The 18,194-nt window shown below is 57.7% G+C and carries 12 protein-coding genes; 7 read left to right on the top strand and 5 right to left on the bottom strand.

Features of this window, described 5'->3' with window-relative positions:
* Positions 1-48 precede the first annotated feature (48 nt).
* A complete protein-coding gene (gene clpA, locus RT657_RS03505; protein ID WP_313652522.1) occupies positions 49-2,325 on the top strand; it encodes an ATP-dependent Clp protease ATP-binding subunit ClpA in 2,277 nt (758 codons plus the stop codon).
* Positions 2,326-2,410: 85 nt separating this feature from the next.
* Here the strand turns inward: clpA and infA are convergent, their stop codons facing one another.
* From infA to trxB, 5 genes are all read right to left on the bottom strand, one after another.
* Positions 2,411-2,629 carry a translation initiation factor IF-1 gene (gene infA / locus RT657_RS03500; RefSeq protein ID WP_002211347.1) on the bottom strand — a complete coding sequence of 73 codons (219 nt, stop codon included), beginning with the start codon at positions 2,627-2,629 and terminating at the stop codon, positions 2,411-2,413.
* A gap of 343 nt (positions 2,630-2,972) precedes the next feature.
* Positions 2,973-3,665, bottom strand: coding sequence for a leucyl/phenylalanyl-tRNA--protein transferase (gene aat, locus RT657_RS03495; RefSeq protein ID WP_313652520.1), 693 nt, complete (start codon positions 3,663-3,665; stop codon positions 2,973-2,975).
* Positions 3,666-3,698: 33 nt separating this feature from the next.
* Complete coding sequence (gene cydC, locus RT657_RS03490) at positions 3,699-5,429, bottom strand: heme ABC transporter ATP-binding protein/permease CydC (RefSeq protein WP_313652518.1); 1,731 nt, start codon at positions 5,427-5,429, stop codon at positions 3,699-3,701.
* Positions 5,429-7,198 carry a heme ABC transporter permease/ATP-binding protein CydD gene (cydD, locus tag RT657_RS03485; RefSeq protein ID WP_313652516.1) on the bottom strand — a complete coding sequence of 590 codons (1,770 nt, stop codon included), beginning with the start codon at positions 7,196-7,198 and terminating at the stop codon, positions 5,429-5,431. Before cydD ends, cydC begins: the two co-directional genes overlap by 1 nt.
* Positions 7,199-7,341: 143 nt before the next feature.
* A complete protein-coding gene (gene trxB / locus RT657_RS03480; RefSeq protein WP_313652514.1) occupies positions 7,342-8,310 on the bottom strand; it encodes a thioredoxin-disulfide reductase in 969 nt (322 codons plus the stop codon).
* Positions 8,311-8,830: 520 nt separating this feature from the next.
* Between trxB and lrp the strand changes: the two genes are divergently transcribed.
* The 6 genes from lrp (at position 8,831) to RT657_RS03450 (ending at position 18,176) form a co-directional block, all read left to right on the top strand.
* A complete protein-coding gene (lrp, locus tag RT657_RS03475; protein ID WP_006118610.1) occupies positions 8,831-9,325 on the top strand; it encodes a leucine-responsive transcriptional regulator Lrp in 495 nt (164 codons plus the stop codon).
* Positions 9,326-9,443: 118 nt separating this feature from the next.
* Positions 9,444-13,181 carry a DNA translocase FtsK 4TM domain-containing protein gene (locus RT657_RS03470; protein ID WP_313652512.1) on the top strand — a complete coding sequence of 1,246 codons (3,738 nt, stop codon included), beginning with the start codon at positions 9,444-9,446 and terminating at the stop codon, positions 13,179-13,181.
* Between the two features lie 178 nt (positions 13,182-13,359).
* Entirely contained in the window at positions 13,360-13,971 is a 612-nt protein-coding gene (gene lolA / locus RT657_RS03465) for an outer membrane lipoprotein chaperone LolA (RefSeq protein ID WP_313652511.1), read from the top strand.
* Positions 13,972-13,978: 7 nt separating this feature from the next.
* The gene (locus RT657_RS03460; protein WP_313652510.1) at positions 13,979-15,322 is read left to right on the top strand and encodes a replication-associated recombination protein A; all 1,344 of its coding nucleotides are present in this window, start codon (positions 13,979-13,981) and stop codon (positions 15,320-15,322) included.
* Positions 15,323-15,413: 91 nt separating this feature from the next.
* Positions 15,414-16,706: a serine--tRNA ligase gene (gene serS, locus RT657_RS03455; RefSeq protein WP_313652508.1), complete on the top strand. Its 1,293-nt coding sequence runs from the start codon at positions 15,414-15,416 to the stop codon at positions 16,704-16,706.
* A 318-nt stretch (positions 16,707-17,024) separates the two neighbouring features.
* The gene (locus tag RT657_RS03450) at positions 17,025-18,176 is read left to right on the top strand and encodes an MFS transporter (protein WP_313652507.1); all 1,152 of its coding nucleotides are present in this window, start codon (positions 17,025-17,027) and stop codon (positions 18,174-18,176) included.
* The last annotated feature ends 18 nt before the right edge of the window (positions 18,177-18,194 follow it).

Genomic DNA, 18,194 nt, shown 5'->3' with positions numbered 1-18,194 from the left:
CGTCTCCATATAGGAACAGGTAAGGGCGATAATTGGGGGAGGTGCCTAATGCTCAATCAAGAACTGGAACTCAGTTTAAATATGGCTTTCGCCAGAGCGCGTGAGCACCGTCATGAGTTTATGACCGTCGAGCATCTGTTACTGGCGTTGCTCAGTAACCCGTCGGCCAGAGAGGCACTGGAAGCCTGTACGGTGGACATGGTGGCTCTGCGGCAGGAACTCGAAGCCTTCATCGAACAGACCACGCCGGTGCTGCCCGCCAGCGAAGAGGAGCGCGACACACAGCCGACGCTCAGCTTCCAGCGCGTCCTGCAGCGTGCGGTTTTCCATGTCCAGTCATCTGGTCGCAGCGAAGTGTCCGGGGCTAATGTGCTGGTCGCCATTTTCAGCGAGCAGGAGTCGCAAGCCGCCTATCTGTTACGCAAACATGAAGTGAGCCGCCTTGATGTGGTGAACTTTATCTCTCACGGTACACGCAAAGACGAGCCGGGCCAGGCGCCTGGCACGGAAAATCAGGTTAACGAAGAGCAAGCAGGCGGGGAGGAGCGTATGGAAAACTTCACCACCAATCTTAATCAGCTTGCTCGCGTCGGTGGGATCGATCCACTGATTGGTCGCGATAAAGAGCTGGAACGTACCATTCAGGTATTGTGCCGTCGTCGTAAAAATAACCCGCTGCTGGTGGGCGAATCGGGCGTGGGTAAAACCGCCATTGCAGAAGGTCTCGCCTGGCGTATCGAGCAGGGCGACGTACCGGAAGTGATGAAAGAGTGCACCATTTACTCGCTGGATATCGGTTCGCTGCTGGCGGGCACCAAATACCGTGGTGACTTTGAGAAACGCTTCAAAGCGCTGCTGAAGCAGCTGGAGCAGGACGAACACAGCATCCTGTTTATCGATGAGATCCATACCATTATCGGTGCAGGTGCGGCGTCGGGCGGCCAGGTCGATGCGGCTAACCTGATCAAACCGCTGCTCTCTTCGGGCAAAATTCGGGTGATGGGCTCCACCACCTATCAGGAGTTTAGCAACATCTTTGAAAAAGATCGTGCGCTGGCCCGTCGTTTCCAGAAGATCGATATCACGGAACCTTCTGTCGAAGAGACCGTGCAGATCCTCAATGGCCTGAAGACCAAGTACGAAGCGCATCACGATGTGCGTTATACCGCGAAAGCGGTGCGCGCCGCCGTGGAGCTGGCGGTGAAATATATCAACGATCGTCATCTGCCCGATAAGGCGATTGATGTGATTGATGAGGCGGGCGCCCGTGCACGCCTGATGCCAGCCAGCAAGCGTAAGAAAACCATCAATGTCTCTGACATTGAAACGGTCGTGGCGCGTATTGCCCGTATTCCGGAGCAGAGCGTGTCGGCAACCGACCGCGATACGCTGAAAAATCTGGGTGATCGCCTGAAAATGCTGGTGTTTGGTCAGGACAACGCTATTGAGGCGCTGACCGAAGCGATCAAGATGAGCCGCGCCGGTCTGGGTCAGGATCGTAAGCCGGTCGGTTCCTTCCTGTTCGCCGGTCCGACCGGTGTCGGTAAAACGGAAGTCACCGTGCAGCTGGCGAAAGCACTGGGTATTGAGCTGCTGCGTTTCGATATGTCCGAGTACATGGAGCGTCACACCGTCAGCCGTCTGATCGGTGCGCCTCCGGGTTACGTCGGCTTTGATCAGGGCGGTCTGCTGACCGATGCCGTGATTAAGCATCCCCATGCGGTCGTGCTGCTGGATGAGATCGAGAAAGCACATCCGGATGTCTTCAACCTGCTGCTGCAGGTGATGGATAACGGGATGCTGACCGACAACAACGGTCGCAAAGCGGACTTCCGTAATGTGGTGCTGGTCATGACCACGAACGCTGGTGTACGCGAGACCGAACGTAAATCCATCGGTCTGATTCATCAGGACAACAGCAGCGATGCGATGGAAGAGATCAAAAAGATCTTTACGCCAGAGTTCCGTAACCGTCTCGATAACATCATCTGGTTCAGTCATCTGTCAACAGAGGTGATCCATCAGGTGGTCGACAAGTTTATTGTCGAACTGCAGGCGCAGCTGGATGCTAAAGGCGTGTCGCTGGAAGTCAGCGATGAAGCGCGCGACTGGCTGGCTGAGAAGGGCTATGACAAAGCGATGGGCGCCCGTCCAATGGCGCGTACCGTGCAGGACAGCCTGAAAAAACCGTTAGCCAATGAACTCCTGTTTGGTTCACTGGTGGATGGTGGCTCAGTGTCGGTGGCGCTGGATCGTGAGAAGGGTGAACTTACCTATCACTTCCTGAGCGCAGAAAAACGCAAAACGGAAGGCACGGTGCACTAAGCCCTGCTGCAGAAATGAAAAAGGCCGGATGATTATCCGGCCTTTTTTTTCGCTGCTTAACGCAAGGCGATAAAATTACTGCAATCTAGCGACTACGGAAGACAATGCGGCCTTTGCTCAGGTCGTACGGCGTCAGCTCAACGGTCACTTTGTCACCCGTCAGGATACGGATGTAGTTTTTGCGCATTTTACCGGAGATGTGAGCAGTAACCACGTGTCCGTTCTCAAGTTCTACGCGGAACATGGTGTTAGGTAACGTATCCAGTACGGTACCTTGCATTTCAATATTGTCTTCTTTGGCCATCGAATCCTCTGGGTGTACTACCTTTCAGTTGAATCGGCAAGATAATGCCCAATTCAACGATTTATGTAAAGAACCGTCGGCGATTTTGCCAACGCTTTGCTGGGGTGCACGGCAGGGCGTGCATCCGGTAAAATTAGGGTGTTTATGTGGCGTCTGCAGGGGATTAGCGGGCTAAGAATCTGTATCAACCGGTTATACGCGCACGATTGAAAACAGTTCCGAGAGTGCGTTGAGATTCCCAGCCTGGCAATTCCGGCTCAGGCTTGCGAAGCGCGGACGACATACCAAACCCGGCTATTATACCACTTAACCGCCTTTATGTGTGCAAAACATCTCAACATGGCTAAAAAAGGGTTTGTGTCTGCCAGCACCCTTCGCTGACTGACTGGCTCACCAGGCGTTGTACATACTGCAGATAGTCAGCCCGCGGAATCTCCTGTGCACCCAGCGAAGCAGTATGAGAATTAAGAACCTGGCAGTCAATTAACTGCCCCCGATGCCTGATGAAGTGCTGGCAGAATACCCAGAGTGCAGTTTTTGAGGCATTCTCCTGACGGCTGAACATCGACTCGCCACAGAAGATTTGTCCCAGCGCGAGTCCATACAGACCACCGACCAGCTGCTGCTCGTTCCATACCTCTACGGAGTGCGCGTGGCCCAGCTCATAGAGTTGCAACCAGGCGCGTTTCATCTCAAAGGTGATCCAGGTGCCTTCATCGCGGCCGCTGGCACAGCCCTCGATCACCGCAGCAAACGACTGATTCATCGTGACGCGATAGGGCGATCGGCTGTGGAAACGTTTCATGCTGCGGCTGAGATGAAACTGCTCAGGCAGCAGCACCGCTCGGGGATCGGGCGACCACCAGAGAATCGGGTCACCGGACGAAAACCACGGAAAAATGCCGTGCTGATACGCGTTAAGTAACCGGGCAGGAGAAAGATCGCCTCCCATGGCAAGCAGACCATTAGGTTCGCGCAGGGCCATTTCAGGTGGCGGAAAGTTCAGAGAGTCCCGTGACAGTTGTACCAGTCTCATTGCGTTATGTTACTCATCAGCGTTTCGCTATGACTATAACGCAATACGCTGCCGGAAACGCCAGTAGCGGCCTGATTTTGAGATTAATTCGGCATGACTGCCCTGTTCAATAATTTCGCCATTATCCATTACGCAGATGCGATCCATCTGTTCGAGACCGCTGAGCCGATGGGTAACCATTATCACGGTCTTATCTGCGGTTAACTGCTGCAGCAGCGCGAGGATATGCTGCTCAGTGGTGGCATCCAGGCCTTCAGTCGGCTCATCCAGCAGCCAGAGATCGCCATCATGCAGAAGCGCGCGCGCCAGCGCGAGTCGGCGCAGTTCGCCACCTGAAAGCGGACGGCCGCCTTCGCCCATCCAGGCGTTGAGCCCTTCGGGGTTCTCGGACAGCCGCTGCAGACCGACATCGTTCAGGGCGCGGATAAGCCGCTCGTCACTGGCGTCGGGACAGGCCAGCAGGAGGTTATCGCGCAGGCTCTGACTGAAAAGATGAACACGCTGCGTGACCACGCTGATGCGCTGGCGCAGTTCAGACTCTGACCAATCATTAATGAGTCGATCGTTGAGGCTGATCGTCCCGTGCTGGCTCTCCCAGCCGCGGGTTAACAGGGCCAGCAGCGTAGATTTTCCGCAGCCGGTCGGCCCCAGAAGCGCTATGCGCTCGCCCGCCGCCACCGCCAGATGACAGCCATTCAGCACCTTTTCCGGACGCCCGGGATAGTTGAAATCAAGCTGGTCGATACGGACGGCCAGGCTGCCAGGCCGCGCCGCCGACGCTGCCGGAAAAGCGATCGCGGGAGGCTGATCGATCACCTCACTGACGCGCTGAGCGGCCGCTATCACCTGCGACATCGGCAGAAATGCCCCGGCGATCGGGGCCAGCGCTTCAAAGGCCGCCAGTGAGCAAAATACGACCAGCGCAATCAGCGAACCGGGCAGTTGATGGTCGCTGATGGTCGCGGCGCTGAGCCAGAGCAGCAGGGTGACCGTCATGCCGCTGATCAGCAGCAGCAGGCTCTGCGCCGCCGCCTGCAGATGCTGTTGCTGGCGCTGAGCCTGCTGCCAGCGCTGTTCATCCGCATCAAGCTGCCGACGCCACTGCTTCGACGCGCCATATAGCGTGAGTTCCGCCTGCGCCGACAGCCACTGCGTCAGCTGTGAACGCCAGCGGGCACGGCCCCGGGCAATCGCGATACCGGCAGGCGAGCCGAGGCGATAAAACAGCGCGGGCATCAGTACCAGGGTGCCCAGCATGATCCCGCCCAGCGTCAATGCCAGCGGAACAGCGATCAGGCTCAGCCCCAGCGTCACCACTACAATCACCACAAAGGCGCCCGTCAGCGGCGAGATGACACGCAGATAAAGATGATCCAGCGTATCGACATCGGCGACAAAGCGGTTAAGCAGGTCTGCCTGACGGAACAGCGACAGCTGGCCCGGCGAGAGCGCCATCAGACGACCAAACGTATGAACACGCAGATGCTGCAGGACTCTGAACGTTGCGTCGTGACTCACCAGGCGTTCGGCATAGCGAGCGGCCGTGCGAATGATCGCGGCCCCGCGTACGCCTGCCGCAGGCAGCATATAGTTGAAGGTATAGAGTCCGGCGACGCCTGCCACGGACGAGGCGGCAAGGAACCAGCCGGAAAGGGTGAGCAGGCTGATACTGGCCAGCAGGGTTACGATCGCCAGTACGACACCCAGCGTCAGGCGAAAAGGGTGGCGCTGCCAGAGACGAAGAAAAGGACGCAGGGCGGACATCAGTAGATCTCCTGTTGGCGATGCTTCAGCATCTCACTGAAGGCACCCGGCTGTTGTGAGAGTTGCGCCCAGCTTCCCTGCTGTACCAGTTTACCCGCTTCCATCACCCAGAGGGTCGGCCAGCGGCTCAGTGTGTCGATCTGATGGGTAATCATCAGCGTGGTCTGACGGGTCGCGGCCTGGTTCAATGCCACCATCACATGACGTTCACTCAGCGCATCCAGGCTGGCGGCGGGTTCATCGAGCAGTAAAAGATGGGCAGGCTTGCAGAGTGCGCGCGCGACCGCGATGCGCTGCGCCTGGCCCACGGAGAGCAGACTGCTCCCTTCCCCTGGCGGCGTATCAATGCCCTGCGGCAGACGGGGCAGAAACTCGGTAATACCGCACGAGTCGAGCAGCGCGTCAAAACGGTCGGCTTCACAGGTGGCTCCCATCAGAATGTTGTCGCGCAGGGTGGCAGCCGGTAACTGAGGATTCTGTCCTACCCAGCTAAGCTGCTGATGCCAGTCCGTTCGCCGTATCTCACGCAGTTCTGTGCCGTTGACCGTCAGGGATCCCCGGTAGGGCAGGAAACCGAGCAGGGCGTTCATCAGGGCGGTTTTACCGGCCCCGCTCTGGCCGACCAGCGCAATCTGTTCGCCCGGCGCGATGCTGAAGGTGAGGGGCCCGCAGAGCACCTGGCCATCGGGCGCGCAGACGCACAGATCCGTAGCGATCACCGAAACTGCGCCACTGGCGGTGAAAGGTTGCTGGCCCGCCTGCGGCGCGACGTCGGGCGTAGCCTGCATAAAAGCCTCAAGCGCATCGGCTCCACCGACCGCCTGCGCTTTAGCATGATAGAACGCGCCAAGATCGCGCAGCGGCTGGAAAAATTCCGGGGCGAGGATCAGCACCAGAAAACCGGCAAACAGCGTGACGCCCTGGCCGTAATCGCCGAAATGGAGTTCGCCCAGATAGGAGAAGCCAAAGTAGACGGCCACTACCGCAATCGCGAGTGAGGCAAAGAACTCCAGCACCGCGGAGGAGAGGAAGGCGAGGCGCAGCACCTCCATCGTCCGCTGGCGGAAATCAGTCGTGGCGGCGGCCACGGCCTGCTGCTCGGCTGCACCGCGATGAAAGAGCCGCAGCGTTTCCCGGCCACGCAGGCGATCCAGGAAGTTCCCACTCAGTCGGGCCAGCACCAGGAAGTTGCGGCGATTAGCCTCGGCTGCCCCCATTCCGACCAGCGCCATGAATAACGGAATCAGGGGGGCGGTGGCAAACAGGATCAGACCAGCTGTCCAGTTGAGCGGAAAAATGGTCAGCAGGATGCAGCAGGGGATCAGCGCCGCCAGGGTCATCTGCGGCAGATAGCGCGCGTAATACTCCTGCATCTCTTCAATCTGCTCCAGCAGCAGCGTCGCCCAGCTTCCGGCAGGTTTTCCCTGAATCCAGGCCGGGCCCAGTTCAGCTAACCGGTCCAGCACCTGCTGGCGTAACGCCTGCCGGATGGCCTGCCCGGCACGAAATCCGGTCAGTTCCCGGGCATAGTTAATCAGGGCGCGCAGCACAAAGCAGAGCAGCAGCAACATGATGCTAAACGTCAGGGTTTCATGCGGCTGCCGGTCAATAATCAGGGCCTGCAGCAGCGAGGCGAGCAGGGCCGACTGGGCGATAATCAGCAGGGCACCTGCCGTGCCCAGCAGCGTGTTGAGCCGCAACCAGCGACCGGCGAAACGACGTTGCTGACGAAGCCAGCGGGTAAGATGCTGCTGCCGCGATTTGTCCATGCGAGACCATGCTAAATGTCGATGAGGGGGAAAACAGGAAACGCGTTTTGCGCGCTTCAGAGGCAAGAATCTAGCATGAGGGCAATAAAAAAGGCGACTGAAAAACCGTCGCCTGGAACATTTGAGATCAGAGAGTTAACAACTTACCGATCGTTTTTAACCAGCCCGTCAAGAAAACGCTCAGCGTCTAACGCAGCCATACAACCGGTGCCTGCTGACGTGATCGCCTGGCGGTAAATATGGTCCATGACATCGCCTGCCGCGAAGACGCCAGGGATGCTGGTCTGGGTAGCATTGCCGTGCAGGCCTGACTGCACTTTAATGTAACCATTCTCCAGCGCCAGCTGGCCCTCAAAGATGGCCGTGTTCGGGCTGTGTCCAATCGCGACAAAGAGGCCCGCGACGTCCAGCGTTTCCGTTTCATCGCTGTTCTGGGTAGAGCGCAGCGTCAGACCGGTTACACCCATCTGATCGCCAGTCACCTCTTCCAGTGTGCGATGAGTGTGCAGCACGATATTGCCGTTGCGCACTTTTTCCATCAGACGGTCAATTAGGATCTTCTCAGCGCGGAAGCTGTCGCGACGGTGAATAAGATGCACTTCGGCAGCGATGTTCGCCAGATAAAGCGCCTCTTCAACCGCTGTGTTGCCGCCACCGATGACGGCCACTTTCTGGTTGCGGTAGAAGAATCCGTCACAGGTCGCGCAGGCAGAGACACCTTTGCCTTTAAACGCCTCTTCTGAGGGCAGGCCCAGATAGCGCGCTGACGCACCGGTCGCGATGATCAGCGCGTCCGAGGTGTACTCGCCGCTGTCGCCCGTCAGGCGGAACGGACGGTTCTGCAGATCCACGGTATGGATATGATCAAAAATGATCTCAGTATTAAATTTTTCGGCATGCTCATGCATGCGCTCCATCAGCGATGGGCCTGTCAGATCGTGCGGGTCGCCCGGCCAGTTTTCCACCTCAGTGGTAGTGGTCAGCTGTCCGCCTTTTTCCAGACCGGTAATCAGCACCGGATTCAGGTTGGCGCGTGCAGCATAAACGGCTGCGGTATAACCCGCTGGGCCAGAGCCCAGAATGAGTAACTTACTGTGTTTGGCCGTACTCATGCGTTCCTCAGTTTCATTCGGCTGACATAGCCTGCGATTGTAGGGAATATCCGGCAGCAATGACAAGGCTTAGCCAATTTTGTTAACGATAGCTGCAAACGGCGTAGACGATGAGTGGCAGTTTTGCCTGCCCGATGCGCCAGAAGGGGGCAAAACTCGGGTTAAACCGGTGCATGAGCGGAAAAATATTCATTTAAAAACAGATACCCAGCGGTCTGTCTGGCATCTTGTCCTGAATTTGGTGATTTTACTTTGACAATCGCCTGCGCATTTGCGAAAACATTATCAGAAGTGAATAACATTTATCGGCACAAAACAGGTTTTCATCGCCTGTTTTGCACGTAACGCCGGATAAAAGCAGTCTGATATGGATAATGACGCATGATGTGGACAGACAACATGCGTCATATCGATAAGTCTTATTACTCAGGCTCCGTTAGCTCACTTCAGAAATGCCCCGAACAATGAGCGTTTTCAGGGCGTGGCAGGTAAAGGGAAGGAATGAAGAGAGACAATAATAATGGTAGACAATAAGAAACGCCCCGGGAAAGACCTCGACAGAATTGACAGGAATATTCTGAACGAACTTCAGAAAGATGGTCGCATTTCAAATGTAGAGCTTTCCAAACGCGTAGGCTTATCACCTACGCCATGCCTTGAGCGCGTGCGCCGCCTCGAACGTCAGGGTTTTATCCTTGGCTATACCGCGCAGCTGAACCCGCACTATCTGGATGCCTCTCTGCTGGTATTTGTTGAGATTACTCTGAATCGTGGCGCGCCGGATGTATTTGAACAATTTAACGCCGCCGTGCAAAAACTTGAGGAAACTCAAGAGTGTCACCTCGTTTCTGGTGATTTTGACTACCTGCTGAAAACCCGCGTTCCTGATATGTCTGCCTATCGTAAGCTGCTCGGTGAAACCCTGCTGCGCCTGCCGGGCGTAAACGACACGCGAACCTATGTGGTGATGGAAGAGGTCAAACAGAGCAACCGGCTGGTGATCAAAACCCGCTGATGCGGCGCAGGTGCAAAACCTGTGAGATTTCGGTACACTCCTGTGCATTCATACAGGATCAGCGTCGGGCTTGCCCGACGCTGTTGCTTCTTACTTTACAGGCACCTGGAGAGTCCTCTTGAGCCAGGAATACACAGAAGATAAAGACGTTTCGTTACAGTCGCTGAGCAGTGGACGTCGTCTGCTGGAAGCGATGCTCATTCTGGTGGCGCTGTTTGCCATCTACCTGATGGTTTCTCTGGTCAGCTTTAATCCTTCCGACCCGAGCTGGTCGCAGACGGCCTGGCATGAACCCATTCACAATCTCGGCGGCAGCCCCGGTGCCTGGCTGGCCGATACCTTACTCTTCATCTTTGGGGTGATGGCGTATGCCATTCCGCCCGTCATCCTGGGGCTGTGCTGGATTGCTTTCCGGCAGCGCGATAATCAGGACTATTTCGACTACTTTGCGGTCGGGCTGCGCTTAATTGGCGTGCTTGCGCTGGTGGTGACGACCTGTGGTATGGCGGCGCTGAATGCCGACGATATCTGGTACTTCGCCTCCGGCGGCGTCATTGGCAGCCTGGTCAGTAATGCGATCGCCCCGTGGTTCAGTCCGGCGGGTGGCACGCTGATGCTGCTCTGCGTCTGGGCGGCGGGCATCACGCTCTATACCGGCTGGTCGTGGCTGACCATCGCAGAGCGGATTGGTGGTGTGGTGATGGGTGTACTGACGTTTGCCAGTAACCGCTCACGTCACGATGAGCCGTGGCTGGAAGAGGATGACGAGCGCGATACGCGCGAATATGCCGATCTGCCTGAGATGAGCGGGGCGGATCAGGACGACGATGTGCTGCTCTCTTCGCCGCGTGCGGCGTCCGCGCCGTCACAGCCCGATCCGCTGCTGGCGAAAGCTGCCGCAGCAACCAGCGCTGCCGTCGCGGCGACCACCGAAGCGGCTGGCGTCACGCCTGCCGTGGTCGCATCGGCTGCTGCGGGCACACCTGCGCCTGCAGCAGCAGGCACTGCGCCAGCGCCAGTTGCACCGGCCGCCACCATTCCGGCATCGCAGCCTGGGGCTACGCCTGCGCAGAGCGCCCCTGCATCGTACAGTGCCCCAGCGGCTGCGCAGAGCGCCATTGACCCTCACCGTGCTCCGGCAACCGGGCAGAGCGCCCCTGCGTCTTACACTGCCCCGCCAGCTGCGCAAATCGCCCCGGAATCCTACCGTGCTTCGGCCGCCGCGCAGACTACGCCCGAGCCTTACTCCACTCCGGCAGCGGCGCCGTCTGCGTCTGCTCCGGCGGCCTCTCCGCCGCTCTATCATTTCGAAATGCCGGACGAGGCGCCAGCCGCGCCATCGTTCAGCGCTTATGATGATGATGAGCCCAGAATGGGCAACTGGCGGGATGCGGCAGCGGTGCCTGCCACCACCGCTGCGGCCGCAACGGCAGCGACAGCCGCCGCGGCATCGGCTACGCGTACCACGCCTGTGTTCGACATAGCACCGGAAACTTCGCCAAATCCGCAGGTTAAACAGGGCATCGGACCGGCGTTACCACGTCCTAATCCGGTTAAACTGCCGACCCGCCGCGAGCTGGCTTCTTACGGTATCAAGTTGCCGTCTCAGCGCATGGCTGAAGAGAAAGCCCGTGCGGAAGAGCGTGAAACGGCCCCGGCTCAGAGTCAGGCGTCTGTGGCGGAGGCTGAAGAGGCGCAACAGCAGGCTGAACTGCGCCAGGCCTTCCAGTCTGAGCAGCAGCAGCGCTACGGCACCAGCTGGCAGCAGGATGAAGAAGAGGAACAGGATGCACAGCAGCAGGCTGCGCTGGCGCGTCAGTTCGCCGAACAGCAACAGCAGCGTTACCAGTCTGACGTAAAGAAAGAGCCGGTACTGAATATCGATACCGCCTCTGCGTTTGATTTTTCACCGATGAAAGATCTGGTGGATGATGGCCCGACCGAGCCGCTGTTTACCATTGCGGCGACGCCGGAACCGGAAGCGCCCGCGGTTTCACATGAGCCCTGGCAGCAGGTGAGCGAGGTTGCAGAGCCGCAGGCTGCGGCTCAGGTACCTGCACCGGCCGAACCGGCTTACAGTGCCCCGGCCAAACCTGCTTACAGTGGCCCGGACGCCCCGGCCGAACCGGCTTACAGTGCCCCGGCCAAACCTGCTTACAGTGGCCCGGACGCCCCGGCCGAACCGGCCTATACCACGCCTGCCGCGACGTCTGCCTACAGCGCACCCGCGTCTCCTGCGGCACCGGCTTACCCGTCAGCGGTCTATGGTACACCCGCTGCCGCGCCTGAACCTGTTGAAGAGGCGAAACCGTCACTGCATGACAGCCTGATTCACCCGTTCCTGATGCGTCATGAACAGCCGCTGGAGAAACCTTCTACACCTCTGCCTTCCATGGATCTGCTGACCGCTCCTCCGGCCGAGGAAGAGCCGGTAGATATGTTCTCGCTGGAGCAGACCGCCCGTCTGGTCGAAGCGCGTCTCGGCGATTATCGCGTGAAGGCGGAAGTCGTCGGCATCTCGCCTGGCCCGGTGATCACCCGGTTCGAGCTCGATCTGGCGCCTGGCGTTAAAGCGGCGCGAATCTCCAACCTGTCGCGTGACCTGGCGCGTTCACTCTCTACCGTCGCGGTGCGTGTCGTGGAGGTGATCCCCGGGAAACCTTACGTGGGTCTGGAACTGCCGAACAAGCATCGTCAGACCGTTTACCTGCGTGAAGTTCTGGACTGCCCTAAATTCCGCGATAACCCGTCACCGCTCTCTGTGGTGCTGGGTAAAGACATTGCCGGACAGCCGGTGGTCGCCGATCTGGCCAAAATGCCTCACCTGCTGGTCGCCGGTACCACCGGTTCCGGTAAGTCTGTCGGCGTGAATGCCATGATTATCAGCATGCTCTATAAGGCGACGCCTGAAGAAGTACGCTTCATCATGATTGACCCGAAAATGCTGGAGCTGTCGGTCTATGAAGGCATTCCGCATCTGCTGACCGAAGTCGTCACGGATATGAAGGATGCGGCCAATGCGCTGCGCTGGAGTGTGGGTGAGATGGAGCGTCGCTATAAGCTGATGTCGGCGCTGGGCGTGCGTAACCTTGCGGGTTATAACGAAAAAGTGGAGCAGGCCGAGGCGATGGGTCGTCCGATCCCCGATCCGTTCTGGAAGCCGGGCGACAGCATGGATATGACGCCGCCGGTTCTGGAAAAACTGCCTTACATCGTGGTGATGGTCGATGAGTTTGCCGACCTGATCATGGCCGTGGGCAAAAAGGTGGAAGAGCTGATTGCGCGTCTGGCACAGAAAGCCCGTGCCGCCGGTATTCACCTTGTGCTGGCGACCCAGCGTCCTTCAGTGGATGTCATTACCGGGTTGATCAAAGCGAACATCCCGACACGTATCGCTTTTACCGTGTCCAGCAAAATTGACTCCCGTACTATTCTCGATCAGGGCGGTGCAGAGTCCCTGCTGGGCATGGGTGACATGCTCTATATGCCGCCTAACTCTTCGCTGCCGATTCGTGTACACGGTGCGTTTGTGCGTGACCAGGAAGTGCATGCGGTGGTGCAGGACTGGAAAGCCCGCGGTCGTCCGCAATATATCGACAGCATTACCGCTGGCGAAGAGAGCGAAAGCGCGGGCGGAATGGACAGTGATGAGGAGCTGGATCCGCTGTTTGATCAGGCCGTGAGCTTTGTCATCGACAAGCGCCGGGCGTCAATTTCAGGCGTTCAGCGTCAGTTCCGCATTGGTTATAACCGCGCGGCGCGTATCATTGAACAGATGGAAGCACAGGGCATCGTCTCCGCACCCGGACACAACGGCAACCGTGAAGTGCTGTCGCCGCCGCCGCACGATATGTAGCCAGCGATATGTTTTGAAACATGATTCAATGAGCCAGTTTATACTGGCTCATTGTTTTTAGGGGGCTTACCCCCATATCTTAGTCAGGTTTCGGTTTTTTCCTCTGTTCTGATGACGGAACGGCGACCAGGCTTAATGCAGTAATCGACGGGAACATTTAAATAAGGAATTGCAGCAGATGAAACTACGCGTAATCGCTCTGGGCCTGTTGGCCACCTTTTCTTCAGCCAGTGTTCTGGCTGATGCTTCCAGTGACCTGCAACAGCGCCTGAACAAGGTCAACAGCTTCCATGCCAGCTTCACGCAAAAAGTGACCGACAGCAGCGGCGCTAACGTTCAGGATGGCGAAGGCGAACTGTGGGTAAAACGCCCCAGCCTGTTTAACTGGCACATGACCGCGCCGGATGAAAGCATCATTATCTCCGACGGCAAATCGCTGTGGTTCTACAATCCGTTTGTTGAGCAGGCGACCGTCAGCCTGTTGCAGAATGCGACCAGCAACACGCCGTTTATGCTGATTGCCCGCAACCAGTCAAACGACTGGAAGCAGTACAACATTAAACAGCAGGGTGACAACTTCGAGCTGACGCCGAAAAACAGCGACGGCAATCTGAAGCAGTTCACCATTCAGGTCACGCCTGGCGGTACTATCAATCGCTTCAGCGCGATTGAGCAGGATGGTCAGCGCAGCGACTACCAGCTGAAGAGCCAGCAGAATGGGGCGATCAGCCCGGATAAATTCACGTTCACACCGCCTAAAGGCGTAACGGTGGACGACCAACGTCAGTGAGGTCATGGTGAGTAACCTGTCCCTGGATTTTTCCACCGAAAATTTCAAACCTCTGGCCGCGCGTATGCGGCCAGAAACATTGAAACAGTACATTGGTCAGCAGCATCTGCTGGGCGCGGGCAAACCTCTGCCGCGCGCGATTGAAGCAGGGCACCTGCATTCAATGATCCTGTGGGGGCCGCCCGGGACCGGCAAGACCACGCTGGCTGAGATTATCGCGCATTACGGTAACGCCGATGTGGAGCGCATCTCGGCGGTGACCTCAGGCGTAAAAGAGATCCGGGAGGCGATCGAGCGTGCGCGGCAGAACAAACATGCCGGGCGGCGCACCATCCTGTTTGTGGACGAGGTGCATCGCTTTAACAAAAGCCAGCAGGATGCATTTTTACCGCACATTGAAGATGGCACTATCACTTTTATTGGTGCGACCACCGAAAACCCCTCGTTTGAACTTAACTCGGCGTTGCTGTCGCGCGCCCGCGTTTACCTGCTGAAATCCCTGACGCAGGCGGATATTGAACAGGTGCTGGATCAGGCGATGCAGGATAAAGCCCGGGGTTATGGTGACAGTGACATCGTGCTGCCGGACAATACGCGCCGGATGATTGCTGAACTGGTCAACGGCGATGCCCGCCGGGCGCTGAACACGCTGGAGATGATGGCGGACATGGCGGAAGCCGACGCGTCAGGTCAGCGGCAGCTGACGCCGCAACTGCTCAATGAAGTGTCGGGTGAGCGCTCTGCGCGCTTTGATAACAAGGGCGATCGTTTCTACGATCTTATCTCGGCGCTGCACAAGTCGGTGCGCGGATCCGCACCCGACGCGGCGCTCTACTGGTATGCGCGTATCATTACCGCAGGCGGCGACCCGCTCTATGTCGCGCGGCGGTTGCTGGCTATCGCTTCGGAAGATGTCGGCAATGCCGATCCACGCGGGATGCAGGTGGCGATTGCCGCCTGGGACTGCTTTACGCGCGTGGGGCCGGCCGAAGGGGAGCGCGCGATAGCTCAGGCGATCGTCTATCTGGCCTGCGCGCCGAAAAGTAACGCCGTCTACACCGCCTTCAAGGCCGCGATGCGCGATGCCCGCGACCATCCCGACTACGATGTGCCGGAACATCTGCGTAATGCGCCGACTAAGCTCATGAAAGAGATGGGGCTGGGTAAAGAGTACCGTTACGCGCATGACGAAACGCACGCCTATGCCGCAGGTGAAGTCTATTTTCCCGAGGCGCTGGCCGGTGCACGCTATTACACCCCGACCACGCGCGGACTGGAGGGTAAGATTGGCGAAAAGCTAAGCTGGCTGGCTGAGCAGGATCAAAATAGCCCGACAAAACGCTACCGCTGAAACAGACGTTACGGTAATGTGAGCAATGTTTTCAACGCATTCCACGGGGTGCGTCCCTTCTTTTAACCAACTTTTAATACACAGGATAAGCATGCTCGATCCCAATCTGCTGCGTAATGAGCCAGACGCAGTCGCAGAAAAACTGGCACGCCGGGGATACAAACTGGATGTGGACACGCTGCGTTCGCTCGAAGAGCGTCGCAAGGTGTTGCAGGTAGAAACAGAAAATCTGCAGGCTGAGCGTAATGCCCGATCCAAATCCATCGGTCAGGCCAAAGCACGTGGGGAAGACATCGAGCCGCTGCGTCAGGAAGTGAACGTACTGGGCGAACGCCTGGATAGCGCAAAAGCAGAACTGGATGAACTGCAGAATCAAATCCGTGACTTCGCGCTGGCGCTGCCGAACATTCCGGCAGATGAAGTGCCGCTGGGCAAAGATGACAGTGAAAACCAGGAAGTGAGCCGCTGGGGCACTCCGCGTGAGTTCAGCTTTCCGGTGAAAGATCATGTTGAACTGGGCGAAGCAGCCAAAGGTCTGGATTTTGCGGCTGCCGTGAAGCTGACCGGCTCGCGCTTTGTGGTGATGCAGGGGCAGATTGCCCGTCTGCATCGCGCACTGAGCCAGTTCATGATCGACCTGCACACCGAGCAGCATGGCTACCTCGAAACCTATGTGCCCTATCTGGTTAACCATGAAACGCTGTATGGCACCGGCCAGTTGCCGAAGTTTGGTGAGGACCTGTTCCATACCCGTCCGCTGGAAGAAGAGTCAGACAGCAGCCACTATGCGCTGATCCCTACCGCAGAAGTGCCGCTGACCAACCTGGCGCGTGACGAGATCCTCGAAGAGGAGAGTCTGCCGGTTAAGCTGACCGCACATACCCCATGCTTCCGTTCTGAAGCGGGATCCTACGGTCGTGACACGCGCGGCCTGATCCGTATGCATCAGTTCGACAAGGTGGAAATGGTGCAGATCGTCAGCCCGGAGCACTCTATGGAGGCGCTGGAAGAGCTGACCGGTCACGCTGAGAAGGTATTGCAGCTGCTGAACCTGCCATATCGTAAGGTGCTGCTCTGCACCGGCGACATGGGCTTCGGGTCAACTAAAACCTACGATCTGGAAGTCTGGCTCCCGGCGCAGAATACCTATCGTGAAATCTCATCCTGCTCCAATATGGGTGATTTCCAGGCACGTCGCATGCAGGCGCGCTGCCGCAGCAAGCAGGATAAGAAGCCACGTCTGGTGCATACCCTGAACGGTTCAGGTCTGGCTGTCGGCCGTACCCTGGTTGCAGTGCTGGAAAACTACCAGCAGGAAGATGGTCGTATCGCGGTGCCAGAAGTTTTACGCCCTTATATGAACGGCGTCGAAATGATCGGTTAAGTGCTACTGATACACTAAACCCGGCTCCGGCCGGGTTTTTTTATGCCGCCGTATCATCATGTCCCATACAGACAGGCCAGAATTTATCACAAATAAACGTTATCGACATCAGACCTGCCGAAACGCCTAAAAATCTCATTTTTCATAGAGATAGCTATTAACCTCCCGCCAGTTATAACGTTTGTAACCCACTGAAGATTAGTAAATTAAATTGTCGGCCAGCAAAATGTGCTGCGGTCATTTCTCGCCCATTGACTTTATACTAGCGGATGGCAAACTGCGCGCAATTTCCTTCTTCTATTCTGGTTTTTATCCCCTATGTCCACCTGGTCACGCCCTGTGATATTGCTGCTATGCGGCCTGATGTTAATGACTGTCGCCATCGCCGTGCTGAATACGCTGGTTCCCCTGTGGCTGACTCATGATCTCCTCACCACCTGGCAGGTGGGCATTGTCAGTTCCGCTTATTACACCGGAAATCTTGCCGGCACGCTGCTGGCGGGCTGGCTGATCGGCCAGTATGGTTTCAATCGTAGCTACTACCTGGCGACCGGACTCTTTGCGCTGGCGACGGTGTGTCTGGCGATGATGCAGGGATTCTGGCTATGGAGCGCGCTGCGTTTTATGGCAGGCGCAGGCTGTGCGCTGATGTGGGTGGTGGTCGAGAGCGCGCTGCTCTGTAGCGGCACCGTGCGTAACCGCGGACGGCTGCTTGCAGCCTATATGATTGTCTATTATCTGGGCACCGTTGCCGGGCAGCTGCTGGTCAGCAGGCTTTCCACGGAGCTGCTCAGCGTCATCCCCTGGGTCACTTCGCTGGTGCTGTGCGCGGTCTTACCGCTGGCCTTTACCCGCGTTTCCGCCCGTGCGGAAGCGGCGGAAACGGCTCAGCCGCGTATCTGGCCGATGCTGCGTCGCCGGAGTTCACGCCTGGGTATCAATGGCTGCATTATTTCCGGCATCGTTCTCGGCTCGCTCTATGGTCTGATGCCGCTCTACCTGTCACATCAGGGCATGAGCGACGCCAATGTCGGTTACTGGATGGCATTGCTGGTGAGCGCAGGGATTGTCGGGCAGTGGCCGGTGGGGCGTCTGGCCGATCGCTTTGGCCGGCTGCTGGTGCTGCGTGTGCAGGTCTTTGTCGTCATCCTCGGCGCTATGGCGATGTTAAGCAATGCCGCGATGGCACCTGCACTGTTTGTTCTGGGGCTGGCGGGCTTTACGCTCTATCCGGTGGCGATGTCCTGGGCGTGTGAGACCGTCGCACATCACGAGCTGGTTGCGATGAATCAGGCGCTACTGATGAGCTATACCGTTGGCAGTCTGCTTGGCCCGGCCATGACCTCAATGCTGATGCAGAACTATTCTGACCGCCTGCTGTTTGTGATGATCGCCGCCGTGTCGCTGATCTATCTGGTGATGCTGCTGCGCAAAGCCGATCAGCATGCCACACCGGTGGCGCACGCCTGAGGGCGGAAACGCAAAAAG

This window comes from Pantoea sp. (assembly GCF_032114055.1).
GTDB lineage: Bacteria > Pseudomonadota > Gammaproteobacteria > Enterobacterales > Enterobacteriaceae > Pantoea.
The sequence above is the reverse complement of the archived record's forward strand: the minus strand, read 5'-3'. Positions and strand labels throughout refer to the sequence as shown.

What these genes read in the sequence shown, in the direction of transcription:
- cydC (WP_313652518.1), bottom strand. Translation starts at nt 5,429, where the DNA reads ATGTCCGCCCTGCGTCCTTTTCTTCGTCTCTGGCAGCGCCACCCTTTT.
- lolA (WP_313652511.1), top strand. Translation starts at nt 13,360, where the DNA reads ATGAAACTACGCGTAATCGCTCTGGGCCTGTTGGCCACCTTTTCTTCA.
- cydD (WP_313652516.1), bottom strand. Translation starts at nt 7,198, where the DNA reads ATGGACAAATCGCGGCAGCAGCATCTTACCCGCTGGCTTCGTCAGCAA.
- infA (WP_002211347.1), bottom strand. Translation starts at nt 2,629, where the DNA reads ATGGCCAAAGAAGACAATATTGAAATGCAAGGTACCGTACTGGATACG.
- clpA (WP_313652522.1), top strand. Translation starts at nt 49, where the DNA reads ATGCTCAATCAAGAACTGGAACTCAGTTTAAATATGGCTTTCGCCAGA.
- lrp (WP_006118610.1), top strand. Translation starts at nt 8,831, where the DNA reads ATGGTAGACAATAAGAAACGCCCCGGGAAAGACCTCGACAGAATTGAC.
- aat (WP_313652520.1), bottom strand. Translation starts at nt 3,665, where the DNA reads ATGAGACTGGTACAACTGTCACGGGACTCTCTGAACTTTCCGCCACCT.
- RT657_RS03450 (WP_313652507.1), top strand. Translation starts at nt 17,025, where the DNA reads ATGTCCACCTGGTCACGCCCTGTGATATTGCTGCTATGCGGCCTGATG.
- serS (WP_313652508.1), top strand. Translation starts at nt 15,414, where the DNA reads ATGCTCGATCCCAATCTGCTGCGTAATGAGCCAGACGCAGTCGCAGAA.
- trxB (WP_313652514.1), bottom strand. Translation starts at nt 8,310, where the DNA reads ATGAGTACGGCCAAACACAGTAAGTTACTCATTCTGGGCTCTGGCCCA.